Source organism: Hymenobacter ruricola (assembly GCF_015694525.1).
GTDB classification, from domain to species: domain Bacteria; phylum Bacteroidota; class Bacteroidia; order Cytophagales; family Hymenobacteraceae; genus Hymenobacter; species Hymenobacter ruricola.
The window spans coordinates 74,429-86,885 of record NZ_JADQDM010000002.1 but is presented as its reverse complement, the minus strand read 5'-3'; the positions used below and the strand labels follow the sequence as shown (position 1 = coordinate 86,885).

Sequence of the window (12,457 nt, the reverse complement as noted above, 5' to 3'; positions counted from 1 at the left end):
GTTGAAGTTCGACGACCGCCGGCAATGGCCGTCTACTGGCCTTCGGTCAGGTGCCGGGTGTTGGGCAAGCGGTGGCGTTCCTCCAGCACCGCCACCACGTCTTCCATCGAAACGCCGGCCCCGACCATCAGCACAAGCAGATGGTAGAGCAGGTCGGCCACTTCGCCCTTTAAGGTTTCGCGTTGGCCCGTCACGGCGTCAATGACCGTTTCCACGGCCTCCTCTCCTACTTTTTGGGCGATTTTAGCCATGCCCTTCTGGAAAAGAGACACGGTGTAGGACTGTGGGGCCCGCTCAGGAAATTGGTGCCGCTCGGTAATCAGGCGCTCCAGAGCGCCTAAAAAACCCACCGGGGCCGCGGGAGAAGCGTGTTGATGGGGTTGTTCGAAGCAGCTGGTGGTGCCCCGGTGGCAAGTAGGGCCGGCCGGCACGGCCCGGATGAGGACGGTATCGGCGTCGCAGTCGACGTGGGTGCTCACCACCGACAGGTAATTGCCGCTGCTTTCCCCTTTGGTCCAAAGCCGGTTTTTGGAACGGGAAAAGAACGTTACCCGGCCCTCCTGCTGCGTGCGTGCCCACGCCAGCTCGTTCACGTAGCCCAACATGAGGACCTGCCCGGTTGCGGCGTCCTGAATAATGGCAGGCGCCAGCCCGGTTACCGGGTCAAAGCGCAGAGCGGGAGCAGCGGAAGAAGGGCTGTTCATGGCGTTAAGAAAGGGGCTGATTACAGCCGAATGGGTATGCCCGCTTGGTGCAGGTAGTGCTTGAGCACCGACAAGGAGGTCTCGTTGAAATGAAAAATGCTGGCGGCCAGCGCGGCATCGGCGCCACCGACCTGGAAAACAGCCGTGAAATCGGCGGGCTGGCCAGCGCCGCCAGAAGCAATAACGGGCACGGGCACCGCGTCGCTCACGGCGCGGGTAAGGTCAAGGGCGAAACCGGCTTTGGTGCCGTCGTGGCTCATGGACGTCAGCAGCAATTCGCCGGCCCCCAGGTCGGCCGCTTCGCAGCACCACGCCACGGCTTGGCGGCCGGTGGCCACGGTGCCCGCGCGTGTCATTACCTGCCACTCCGCGCCCACCAGGCGGGCATCAACGGCCACGACGATGCACTGGGAGCCGAAGCGCCGGGCCAGTTCCGCCACGAACGCCGGCCGGGCCAAGGCCGCCGAATTGATGGACACTTTGTCGGCCCCGCTCAACAGCAAGGCTTCCACATCGGCCACCGTGCTGATGCCGCCGCCCACGGTGAAGGGAATATCGAGCACCCGGGCCACGTCGCGCACAAGGTCGGTCAGGGGCTGGCGGCGTTGGTTGGTGGCCGTGATGTCGAGAAAAACCAACTCGTCGGCCCCTTCCCGTGCGTAGCGGGCGGCCAGCGCCACGGGGTCGCCGGCATCGCGCAGGCCTTCGAATTGGATGCCCTTCACCGTCCGCCCGTCGCGGACGTCCAGGCAGGGAATCAGGCGTTTTTTTACCATGTCAGCAAAGAGTGATTATAAGAACCGACGCAAATCGGGCAGGGCGATGGTGCCCTCGTACAAGGCTTTGCCAATAATGGCGCCGTACAAGCCGGCCCCGGCCAGCTTTTCCAGGTCTTCGACGGTGGTGACGCCGCCGCTGGCGATGAAGCGCGCCCCGGGGAATTCCTGTACCAGCTGCGCGTAGCGGGCAAAAGAGGGTCCCTGCAACAGGCCATCTTTGCTCACGTCGGTGCAAATAAAGGTGTGACCTCCGGCTTGTAGGTAGCCGCTGATAAAATCTGCCAGCGTCAGCGTGCTTTGGTCGGCCCAGGCGTTTATCATGATGTGCTGGTCTTTGAAGTCGGCGCCGAGAAAAATAGTGTCGGCACCAAAGCGGGTCAGCCACGCTTTCACGGTCGCGGGGTCCCGCACGGCCAGGCTCCCGGCCGTGACGTGCTGCGCGCCGGCCGCCAGCACCTGCTCCAGGGCAGCTTCGGTCTGAATGCCCCCCCCGGCATCCACGCGCAGCGAGGTGCGGCGGGCAATGGCTTCAAGCACGGCCAGGTTCACCGGGTGACCCGCGCGGGCGCCGTCGAGGTCAACGAGGTGCAGGCGCTGCACGCCGGCGTCGGCAAAGCGCTGGGCCACGGCCACGGGGTCGGCGTCGTACACGGTCTGGCGCGCAAAGTCGCCCGCGCTTAGGCGCACGCACTGGCCGTTCAGCAAATCAATGGCGGGAATTATTTCCACGGGAAAATCGAAAAGAGACGGTAAGAGTTAAAGCGCCAAAAAGTTGGCCAGAATGCGCGTTCCTGCAGCGCCGCTTTTCTCGGTATGGAATTGAACCCCGTAAAAATTATGGTGCTGCACAGCCGCACTGAAGGCCCCTGGGTGCGCGGCTTCGGCGATGGTATACGGCCCCACGGGGGCGTAATAGCTGTGCACAAAGTACACGTGGTCGGCCGCCGACAAGCCCGTGAATAAGGGGCCTTGAAGGCTTTGCAGGTTGTTCCAGCCCATGTGGGGCACTTTGTGCTGCGCATCGGGCGCAAAGCGTTTAACCCGGAAGGGCAGCAGCCCTAGCATGGGCGTATCGTTTTCTTCGCTGTGTACGCCCAGAAGCTGCATGCCCAGGCAAATGCCCAGAAAAGGCTGCGTGAGCGTGGGCAAGACTTGGTCGAGGCCAGCGGCCCGTAGCGCCGCCATGGCCGACGCGGCTTCGCCTTCGCCGGGAAACAACACCTTATCTGCCTTACGCAGAATTTCCGGGTCAGAAGTCAGGGTAGCGACTGCCCCCAGCCGCTCCAGTGCAAACAGCACCGATTGGACATTGCCGCCTTTGTAATCCACTACTGCAATTTCCATTTCAATCAGATTAACACATTTGTTTTAGCCCAGAGCTCATAAACTCCAATTATCACAATTGTGAAAAGTACTACAGAATTCCTTTCGTGCTGGGAATGGCGCCTGACTCATCCCGTTGCAACGCCATTTTGATGGCCTTAGCCACGGCTTTGAAAATGGATTCTATCTTGTGATGCTCATTCTCGCCGCGGCAGGATATGTTGAGCGTGGCCTTGGCGTTGTCCGTAAATGATTTGAAAAAGTGGAAGAAGAGCTCTGTGGGCATATCCCCTACCAACTCCCGCCGAAATTCTGCATCCCACACCAGCCAGGGGCGGCCCGAAAAGTCGATGGCCGCCTGGGCCAGCGCTTCGTCCATGGGCAGCAAAAAGCCATAGCGTGCCAACCCCCGCTTATCGCCCAACGCCTGTGAGAAGGCCGACCCCAGGGCCAAAGCTGTGTCTTCAATGGTATGGTGCTCGTCAATGTGCAAATCGCCGTTTACACTTATAGACAAATCCACGCCACTGTGCCGGCCCAACTGTTCCAGCATGTGGTCGAAAAAGCCGAGGCCGGTTTTGATGTTGGTCTGGCCTCGGCCGTCCAGGTTAAGGCGCACAGCAATCTGGGTTTCGTTAGTATTACGCTCCAGCACAGCGACGCGGGCTGGATAGCGCAAAAAATGGTAGATAGTTTCCCAACTAGTGGTGGTGAGTGCAGCGCGCGCGTCGGACTCCTCTCCTATCAGAATGGCTTGGCAGCCCAGGTTGGCGGCCAGCTCCACGTCCGTGAGCCGGTCGCCGATGACGTAGGAGTTCAGCAAGTCGTAGCCGTTGGCCGGGTCGAGGTAGTTGGTCAGCAGAGCGGTGCCGGGCTTGCGGGTGGGCAGGCCCTCGTGCGGAAAGCTGCGGTCGATGTGCTCGGCCGCAAAACGGACGCCCTCTCCCGCCAGAATTTCCTGCATCAGGCGGTGCGGCGGCCAGAACGTTTCCTCATGGAAGCTTTCGGTGCCGAGGCCGTCCTGATTGGTCACCAGCACCAACTCGTATTCCGGCAGTTCGCGCGCGATGCGCGCCAACGCACTGATGCAACCGGGCAGGAAGGCAAATTTTTCCAGGCTGTCAACCTGCTGGCTGGGCTGCGGCTCGACGAGAATGGTGCCGTCACGGTCAATGAAGAGGGCCTTTTTCAACGTTGTTGAGGATTTGAAGGAAAGTCAGAGAATGGATTTACTGCGCGTCGGTTGGGTTGGGCGCGTCCGCTCCTATTTCCGTCAGTGCTTGCAGCAACAAGGCATTTTCGGAAGCGGTGCCCACCGTCAGGCGGAGGCAGCCAGCGCAGCCAGGCTGCGTGGTGCGGTTCCGGACGACGATGCCGCGGGCCCGCAGCTGCTCATAGATGCGCGTGGCATCGGCATTGAACCGAACGAGCAGGAAATTGGCATCGGAAGGAAAAACGTGCCCGACGATGGGCAGCTGCGGGAGGCGTTCGGTTAAGAAAGCCCGTCCGCCGAGGAGTTCGGCCCGCATAACGGCCAGGTTGGGCGCCGCGGCCAGGGCCGCCAGGGCCGGGCGCTGGGTGGCGGCCGAGATGTTGTAGGGCGGCTTGATTTTATTGAGGTAGGCGACGAGGGCAGGCGCGGCGTACGCCACTCCCAGCCGCAGCCCGGCCAGCCCCCAGGCCTTGGAAAAGGTTTGCAGCACCACCAGCCGGGGGAATTCAGCCAGCCGGGTGGTCCAACTGGGTGCATCGGCAAAATCAGCGTACGCTTCGTCGACCACTACCAAGCCGGAGAAAGTTTCCAGAATGCGCTCGATGGCGGCCCGGTGCAGCAGGTTGCCGGTGGGGTTGTTGGGCGAGCACAGGAACACCAGCTTGGCCCCGGACGCGGCCAGGGTTTGCGGGGCCGTTTCCGGCATCTGGAAGTCTGGGGTCAGGGGCAGGCGCACCACCCGCACGTCGTTGAGGTTGGCGGCCACCTCGTACATGCCGTAGGTGGGCGGGCACACCACAATGGCATCCTGGCCCGGCGTGCAGGTGAGGCGCACGAGCAGGTCAATGGCTTCATCGGAGCCGTTGCCCAGGAAAATATTGTCCGGCGCCAAGCCTTTCAAACGCGCCAGCTCAGCTTTGATGGCCCGCTGGTGCGGGTCGGGGTAGCGGCTGAAATCTTCGGGGCCCACCGAGCCCAGGCTGTTTTCGTTGGCGTCGAGCATCACCGGGGCCATTCCCTCAAACTCGTCGCGGGCCGAGGAATACGGCTGCATGCGCGCCACGTTGGGCCGAATCAAACCCGCGTACTCGTCTTCGGCGGGAGCGCCGCTTGAGGCCGCCGGGTTCGGTAGGGCAGCCAGGCGCAGCGAAACGGCCCGGGCGTGCGCGGCCAGGCCTTCGGCGGCGGCCATGGTTTCCACCACCGGACCCAGCGCGCGCAGGCCTTCGGCCGAAATGCGCTGGAAGGTGATTTTCTTCACGAACGAATCGAGCGAAACGCCGCTGTACTGCCGGGCGTAGCCGCTGGTGGGCAGCGTGTGGTTGGTGCCGGAGGCGTAGTCGCCGGCCGCTTCGGGCGTGAGGTGGCCCAGAAATACCGAGCCGGCGTTGGTGACGTGGGCGGCCAGCGCGTCGGCGTTGTCGGTGGCCAGAATGAGGTGCTCGGGGGCGTATTGATTGGAGAATGCCAGCAGGGCGGGCTCATCGGGCAGCAGCAGCGCCCGGCTGTTGGCCAGGGCCTGGGCGGCCACATCCTGCCGGGGCAGCCCGGCCAGCTGGCGGCTCACTTCGGCCTGCACCCGCTCGATGACCCCGGCCACGCTGGTCAGCAGCACCACTTGGGAATCGGGGCCGTGCTCGGCCTGCGACAGCAAATCGGCCGCCACAAACGCCGGGTTGGCGTGGGCGTCGGCAATCACCAACACTTCGGAGGGGCCAGCCGGCATGTCGATGGCCACGCCGTGCTCGGCCGCCGCCAGCTGCTTGGCGGCGGTCACGTAGCGGTTGCCGGGGCCAAAGATTTTGTCCACGGCCGGCACCGTGGCGGTGCCCAGGGCCAGGGCCGCCACGGCCTGCGCGCCCCCGGCTTTCACCACGGTGCGAATGCCGAGCAGCTGCGCCACGTACAGAATAACCGGGCTGATGGTGCCATCCGGCCGGGGCGGCGAGCACACCACCACCTCGGGGCAGCCGGCCAGCCGGGCGGGCACGCCCAGCATCAGCAGGGTGCTGAACAGCGGCGCCGTGCCGCCGGGCACGTACAACCCCACCCGCTGCAGCGGCACGGCCCGCCGCGAGCACACCACGCCGGGCATGGTTTCCACGCGCAATTCGGGCTCGCGCTGGGCGGCGTGGAAGGCTTCGATGTTGGCTTTGGCTTGCTGAATGGCGGCTTGCAGCTTGGCCGGCACCTGGGCGACCGCGGCTGCAAACTCGGCCTCCGACACGAGCAAGTGCGTCAACTCGGCGCGGTCCAGCTCGGCCGCCAGGCTTAGCAGGGCGGCATCGCCCTGCTGCTGCACCTGCGTGAAAATGGCGCGCACCCGCGCGGCCACTTGCGGGGCTTCGGCCGCGGCGGGGCGTTGCGAGAGGGCGGCCCAGGTGCTGGGGTCGGGGTAAGAATAAGCCTGCATGGCAACTAGGCAATCATTTTTTCGATGGGCAACACCAGGATGCCCTCGGCCCCGACGGCCTTAAGCTGGCTGGTGATGTGCCAGAACTCGTCTTCCTGCACCACCGACTGCACCGACACCCAGCCCGGCTCGGCCAGCGGCGTCACGGTGGGCGACTTGATGCCCGGCAGCAGGCGCCGCACTTCCTCCAGAGCCGAAAGCGGGGCGTTCAGCAAAATGTATTTGCTGCGCCGGGCCCGGCGCACGGCCTGCATGCGGAAGCGCAGCTGCTCCAGCAAATCGGTTTGCCCGGGCGTGAGGTGGGGCTGGGCAATGAGCACAGCTTCGGACCGAAACACGGTTTCGACCTCGCGCAGGCCGTTGCCGAGCAAGGTGGAACCGCTGCTTACGATGTCGCAAATGGCTTCGGCCAGTCCGATGCTGGGCGCAATTTCCACCGAGCCGCTGATGGTGTGCAGGTTGGCCCGCACGCCCTGCTCGGCCAGGTAGCGGCCCAGGATGTTGGGGTACGACGTCGCAATGTTCTTGCCCTGCAGGGCTTCCACGGAAGCGTAGGCGTCGGCGCGGGGCACGGCCAGGCTCAGCCGGCACTTGCTGAAGCCGAGGGCTTCGACTTCGAGGCCGGGAAAGCCAGCTTCCACCAGCACGTTCTGGCCCACGATGCCGAGGTCGGCCACGCCGTCCTGCACGTAGCCGGGGATGTCGTCGTCGCGCAAAAACAGGATTTCGAGCGGGAAATTGGTGGCTTCGGTCTTGAGCTTATAGGAGCTGCTGACGAAACTGATGCCGCATTCGCGAATGAGGGCGAGAGAATCCTCGCTCAGGCGACCGGACTTTTGAATGGCTAAACGGAGCATGAAGGAAGGGGTGGCGGGCCCGCGCCGGCGAAGGGCGCGGCAGCGGTTCTACTCCGGCACAACCGGTTTGGATGCAGAACGTCCCGAAAAAGAAGAAAAAGCCCGGCGCGGACTCGCCCCGGTGCGCGGCGGCGGAGGCGCGGGCGGCCGGCGCTAGCGCAAGCCTAGCACCCGGCGCGCAGCCCGGCCCCCCACAGATGGTGGTGATGGCCGTGAACCCCAACCGCAGCCACTGCGCCCGTTACGGGCCGCGCGGCACAGAGACGTGGGGTGGCGTGGGGAGTCATTGTACTGCAAAGGTACAGCAATTTGTCAAACTGGCAAACAAAACCGCCATTACTGCCCATTATTGCACCTGCTGACCCTGAAAGTCATCAAGTTGCCAATACCTGATTACCGGCCAAACCCCATAATCAGAAACGAGCCACGAGCTTCAGGTTCACCAGGCGCTGCGAGAGGTAGCTGGGCACCGAATACGTGACGCCGTTCACGTCCTGCAGGTAGTTGTAGCCGGCCACGTTGTTGGCAGCGAAGACGTTGAGGATTTCCAGGCCCAGCCACAGGCTTTCGAAGCTGTAGACGTGCGCCTTGGGGGCGCCCACGTTTTTCAGGCCGATGACTTTGGAGAAGCCCAAATCGACGCGGCGGTACATATTGGTCAGCGCGTTGGTGCCGCGCAGGTCGGGCTCGTTGGGCGGACTGAACGGCAGGCCCGTGCCCAGCACCAGGTTCACGTAGCCGCGCACGGAGGGGTTGTTGGGCAAATGGTCCTGGAAAAAGATGCCCAGGTTCAGGCGCTGGTCCTGGGGCCGGCGGATGTAGCCTTTGGGCTCGCGGCCGATTTTCTTGCCGTTGTCGTCCACCACGTTGGCCGAGTCGCCGTCCACGTTTTCGCGGGTGGTGAGCACGCCCAGGCTGAACCACGACTCGGCGCCTTGCACAAACTCGCCGCTCAGGCGGGTGTCGAAGCCGGCGGCGTAGGCGCGGGCGTTGTTTTTGGCGAAGTAGCGCAGCCGCACGTTGTCGATGTCGTAGGGCACCACGTCGGTCAGGTACTTGTAGTACGCCTCGCCGGTGAACTTGAACGGCCGCCCAAACTGCGTGAACGAGATTTCCTTGCCCACAATGAAGTGGTAGGACTTCTGAGCGCGCAGCTCGGGGTTGAGGTAGGCCTGCTGCACGCCCTGCTGAATGGTGGTCTGGTCGCGCAGCTCGCGGTAAAACGGCGGCTGGTAGTACACGCCCACCGCCGCCTTGAACGAGCGGTTGGGGTGCCGGCGGCTGATTTGGGAAAACTGCACGCGGGGGCTCACCACCAGCTGGCCGTTGGTGGTCCAGTAGTGCACGCGGGCACCGTAGGTGAGGGTGCGCAGCGTGTCCAGGTTCCAGGTGTCCTGCACGAAGCCCTGGCTGCGGGTGCTGAGCAGGCTCAGGTCGGAGCGCAGGCGGAGGCGGCGCGCGTCGGGCACAAAGTCGGCCGAATCGGCAAAGCTGTACTCGTCGAGCACGTCGCTGATTTTTTCGCGGCCGATTTTGGCGCCCCAGCGCACGGTGTGGCTGGGCGCGGCGGCCCAGCGGCCGCGGGTTTCGGCCGTGAAAATCTGCGCGTCGAGAAAATTGCGCGAGTGCTTGAACTGCGAGCCGATGTCGCGCTGGCGCACGGGCTCGTTGAACTCCGGCGAGGTGGGGTCGCGGTTGATGGCCGCAAACGAGTAGGCGGCTTCCACGTCGCGCAGCTCCGACTCGCGCGAGCGCAGCGCCGACCCCAGCAGCTCCATTTGCAGGCGCGAGGAAAAGTCGTGCTTCAAACTCAGCCCGGTCTGGTAGGTGTCGAACTGCATGCGCTCGCGGCCGTCGTAGGCAATGAACACGCGCGTAAGCTGGTTGGGTCCGGTGGAAAAGGTGGCCTCCCCGGTTTCGGGCGAGAAGCGGTAGTCGTTGTGGGCCACCACGCCCAGCAGGCCCAGCGTGGTGCGCTGCACGTCATCCTTCTTGCCCAGGCCGATGTTGACGAAGGCCTGCGCGTCGTAAAACGTGGGGTTGTAGCCGCCCTGGGCCTGCTTCAGCGAGCTGAGCACGTACTGGGCATTTTTGTAGCGCACGCCCGCCAGGTAGCTCACCCGGCCGTTGGCCGAGCGGGCTTCGGCGTGGGCCGCGCCGCCCACCAGGCTGGCCGTGAGCGAGGCGGCGAACTTCTCCGGCGTCTTGTACTCCACGCTCAGCACCGACGAGAGCTTGTCGCCGTACTTGGGCTGCCAGCCGCCGCTGCTGAACTCGACCTGTTTCACTAGGTCGGGGTTGATGAAGCTCAGGCCCTCCTGCTGCGCCGACGTCACCAGAAACGGCCGGTAAATCTCGAAGCCGTTGAGGTACACCAAGTTCTCGTCGTAGTTGCCGCCGCGCACGCTGTAAGTGCTGCTCAATTCGCTGTTGGACACGACGCCCGGCAGCGTCTTGAGAATGGCGTTGAAATCGCCGAACGGCGAGGGAATGTCCTTGGCCGTGCGCGGGTCGAGCTGCGTGATGCTCACCTGCTCGCGCGGGTCGGACTGGTTGGAGCGCGCGGTTACTTTCACGCCGCCCAGGGCTTTGGTGTCCAGCCGCATGGTGAGCGCCAGGGGCTTGCCGGCATCCGCCGGCAGGCGCAGGGACTGGCGCAACGGCAGGTAGCCCAGCCGCCGCACCACCAGCACCACCGTCTTGCCGCCCGCCGGCACGCGCACCGGGAGGGTAAAATTGCCTTCCGCCGTGGTGTTGGCCCCGCCGGGCTGGCCCTCCACTCCCACCGAAGCCAATTCCAGCGGCTGGCCGTTGGCGTCGCGCAAGGTTCCGGTCAGGGTAACGACGGTGGAAGTAGCCGCCGCTGCGGGCGCGCTCGCCGGCGTTTGGGCCTCCGCAACGGAAGCCCCCGCCAGCACCAACGCCACAACGCCACAAGCCGAAACCGGCGCCAGCCGGGCACGTCGAAATTCCCTCATGAGCGGAAGTCGGCAGTAAAAAGTAATTGCATGAATGTAAAACGCACGGCCCGGCACCCTATTGCTTGCGGCGGGCCCCATCGGCCTCCACCGGCAGTTCCAGGGCGTTGAGTTGCTCGCGCAGGCCGGCCAGCGCGGCCACCGGCCCCTCGTGGGCGCTGAACACGAAGTTGCCGGCCACCAGCACGTCGGCCCCGGCTTCCACCAGAGGCCCGGCGTTGGCCAGGTTCACGCCGCCGTCCACCTCAATCAGGGCGCTGGAGCCGCAATCGACCAGCAATTCCTTCAGCATGGCCACTTTTTTCAGGGTGTTGGGAATGAAGGCCTGGCCGCCAAAGCCGGGGTTCACCGACATCACCAGCACCACGTCGAGGTCGGCGGCAATGTCTTCGAGCAAGGCCACGGGCGTGTGCGGGTTCAGGGCCACGCCGGCGCGGCAGCCCAGCTGCTTGATTTGCTGCACCACGCGGTGCAGGTGGGTGCAGGCTTCGTAGTGCACGGTGAGGCCAGCCGCGCCGGCGTCGCGAAATTGCGCAAGGTAATGCTGAGGCTCCTCAATCATCAGGTGCACGTCGAGGGGCTGCTTGGCGTAGCGGGCCACGGCTTGCAGCACGGGCAGGCCGAAGGAAATGTTGGGCACAAAGCGGCCGTCCATCACGTCGAAGTGCAGCCAGTCGGCGGCGCTGGCCGCTAGGCGCTCGGTTTCGGCTTGCAGGTTGGCCAGGTCGGCGGCCAGAAACGACGGGGCCAGCAGCGGGGCGCGGCGAAGTGAAGTCATGGGCACGAAGATACGGCCGGCGGCGGCTCCGGCACCCCGCGCGGCCGGCCGCGCGGCCCTACTTTTGCAGCCCATCACCCAACCTCCCTCAACCGGCTCCCACCGGCCGAGCTTCCTCCCCGTTTCCCGTGCCTCACCTCGTTCCGCTGCTCATCCGCGGCATCAATAATTTGTCTGACGCGCGCTACTGCGCCGGCATGGGCGCCGACAAGCTCACCTTCGTGCTCGACCCGGCCCTGCCCGGCGCCCTCGACACCCGCACCGTGAAAGAGCTGGCCGGCTGGGTGGCCGGCGTGGAGCTAATCGGGGAATTCGACCAGCTCAGCGCGCCCGAAATCAACGCCGTGGCCGCCGACTGCGCCCTCGACGCCGTGCTGCTCCGCCGCCCCCGCACCGCGGCCGAACTGGCCGAAATCGCGCCGCCGGTGTACGTGGAGCTGTCTGCCGAAGCCGACTTGCAGGCCTCCCTCCTGCCGGATTCGCCCATCGGCTGGGTTATTGAGCTGGGCAACACCGCCATCAGCCCGCAAGCCTTGCAGCGCCTGGGCCAGCAGCGGCCCTTGTGGCTGGGCCCCGGCCTCGACCCAGGGCGGGCCCGCGACCTCGCCACGCAGCTGCCGCTGGCCGGGCTCACTTTCCCGTCGGGCGACGAAGTGAAGCCCGGCCTGCGCGATTTTGACCAGCTGGAAGCCGTGTTTGAGGCCTTGGAAGTCGACTAGCTCAAGCGAAATTGCACGTACTTGATGGGCACGCCCACGGCCCGGTACTTGCCTTCGAAGTTGGTTTGAATAGCCTGGGCTTCGGCAAATTCCGGCCCGGCTTCGGCGTACAGGTCGCGCGTAAACCGCTCCACCCGCGCGCCGGGCCGGACGGCCAGCGTTTCCAGCGTGTACTCAAACAGGCCTTCGTTGTCGGTTTTCAGGTGCAGCAGGCCGCCGGGCGCCAGCAACTGCTCGTACAGCGCCAGGAAGCGCGGCGAGGTAAGCCGGCGCTTGATGTCGCGGTCGCGCGGGCGCGGGTCTGGAAACGTTATCCAGATTTCGGCCAGCTCGCCGGCGCCAAACTGCGCGGCCAGCGCTTCGGCCCGCATGCGCACGAAGCCCACGTTGGTCAGGCCCAGCTCGGCGGCGCGGGTGCTGCCCCGCCAAATGCGCTCCCCTTTAATGTCGAGCCCCAAGAAATTGCGTTCGGGGTGGCGCTGGGCCAGGCCCACGGTGTACTCGCCTTTGCCACAGCCCACTTCCAGGGTCAGCGGGTGGGGCGCCCGGAAAAAATCGGTGCGCCAGCGGCCGCCCAGCTGCTCGTATTCGGGCTTGCCCGGCTCAATGATATCGGGACGGGTGGCGTTGTCGTGAAAACGCTGAAGCTTAACGCGAGGCAAATCGAAGAAAGTAAAATTGAAAAGAAGACAA

Annotated in this window: 11 protein-coding genes; 1 reads left to right on the top strand and 10 read right to left on the bottom strand. The window is 64.8% G+C overall.

Annotated features, from left to right (window positions below; genetic code table 11):
• Positions 1 to 32: 32 nt before the first annotated feature.
• The 9 genes from hisIE to rpe all read right to left on the bottom strand — a co-directional run bounded on the left by hisIE (position 33) and on the right by rpe (position 11,045).
• Complete coding sequence (gene hisIE / locus I2H31_RS04395) at positions 33 to 704, bottom strand: bifunctional phosphoribosyl-AMP cyclohydrolase/phosphoribosyl-ATP diphosphatase HisIE (protein WP_196291800.1); 672 nt, start codon at positions 702 to 704, stop codon at positions 33 to 35.
• Between the two features lie 20 nt (positions 705 to 724).
• The gene (hisF, locus tag I2H31_RS04390) at positions 725 to 1,480 is read right to left on the bottom strand and encodes an imidazole glycerol phosphate synthase subunit HisF (protein WP_196291799.1); all 756 of its coding nucleotides are present in this window, start codon (positions 1,478 to 1,480) and stop codon (positions 725 to 727) included.
• Positions 1,481 to 1,495: 15 nt separating this feature from the next.
• Positions 1,496 to 2,212 (bottom strand): 1-(5-phosphoribosyl)-5-[(5-phosphoribosylamino)methylideneamino]imidazole-4-carboxamide isomerase, encoded by a 717-nt coding sequence (gene hisA / locus I2H31_RS04385; protein WP_196291798.1) that lies wholly within the window; start codon positions 2,210 to 2,212, stop codon positions 1,496 to 1,498.
• Between the two features lie 27 nt (positions 2,213 to 2,239).
• Positions 2,240 to 2,827 carry an imidazole glycerol phosphate synthase subunit HisH gene (hisH, locus tag I2H31_RS04380; RefSeq protein ID WP_196291797.1) on the bottom strand — a complete coding sequence of 196 codons (588 nt, stop codon included), beginning with the start codon at positions 2,825 to 2,827 and terminating at the stop codon, positions 2,240 to 2,242.
• 70 nt (positions 2,828 to 2,897) lie between these two features.
• Positions 2,898 to 3,998 carry a bifunctional histidinol-phosphatase/imidazoleglycerol-phosphate dehydratase HisB gene (gene hisB, locus I2H31_RS04375; RefSeq protein WP_196291796.1) on the bottom strand — a complete coding sequence of 367 codons (1,101 nt, stop codon included), beginning with the start codon at positions 3,996 to 3,998 and terminating at the stop codon, positions 2,898 to 2,900.
• Between the two features lie 37 nt (positions 3,999 to 4,035).
• Positions 4,036 to 6,432, bottom strand: a complete 2,397-nt coding sequence (hisD, locus tag I2H31_RS25595) for a histidinol dehydrogenase (protein WP_317192176.1) — start codon at positions 6,430 to 6,432, stop codon at positions 4,036 to 4,038.
• 5 nt (positions 6,433 to 6,437) lie between these two features.
• Positions 6,438 to 7,289: an ATP phosphoribosyltransferase gene (hisG, locus tag I2H31_RS04365; RefSeq protein ID WP_196291795.1), complete on the bottom strand. Its 852-nt coding sequence runs from the start codon at positions 7,287 to 7,289 to the stop codon at positions 6,438 to 6,440.
• A 413-nt stretch (positions 7,290 to 7,702) separates the two neighbouring features.
• Positions 7,703 to 10,267: a TonB-dependent receptor gene (locus tag I2H31_RS04360; RefSeq protein ID WP_196291794.1), complete on the bottom strand. Its 2,565-nt coding sequence runs from the start codon at positions 10,265 to 10,267 to the stop codon at positions 7,703 to 7,705.
• A 58-nt stretch (positions 10,268 to 10,325) separates the two neighbouring features.
• Complete coding sequence (gene rpe / locus I2H31_RS04355; RefSeq protein WP_196291793.1) at positions 10,326 to 11,045, bottom strand: ribulose-phosphate 3-epimerase; 720 nt, start codon at positions 11,043 to 11,045, stop codon at positions 10,326 to 10,328.
• A 128-nt stretch (positions 11,046 to 11,173) separates the two neighbouring features.
• Between rpe and I2H31_RS04350 the strand changes: the two genes are divergently transcribed.
• Positions 11,174 to 11,764 carry a beta/alpha barrel domain-containing protein gene (locus tag I2H31_RS04350; RefSeq protein WP_196291792.1) on the top strand — a complete coding sequence of 197 codons (591 nt, stop codon included), beginning with the start codon at positions 11,174 to 11,176 and terminating at the stop codon, positions 11,762 to 11,764.
• On the opposite strand, the gene trmB is transcribed toward I2H31_RS04350, so the two are convergent.
• Positions 11,761 to 12,426, bottom strand: a complete 666-nt coding sequence (gene trmB, locus I2H31_RS04345; RefSeq protein ID WP_196291791.1) for a tRNA (guanosine(46)-N7)-methyltransferase TrmB — start codon at positions 12,424 to 12,426, stop codon at positions 11,761 to 11,763. The genes I2H31_RS04350 and trmB overlap by 4 nt on opposite strands.
• Positions 12,427 to 12,457: the final 31 nt, after the last annotated feature.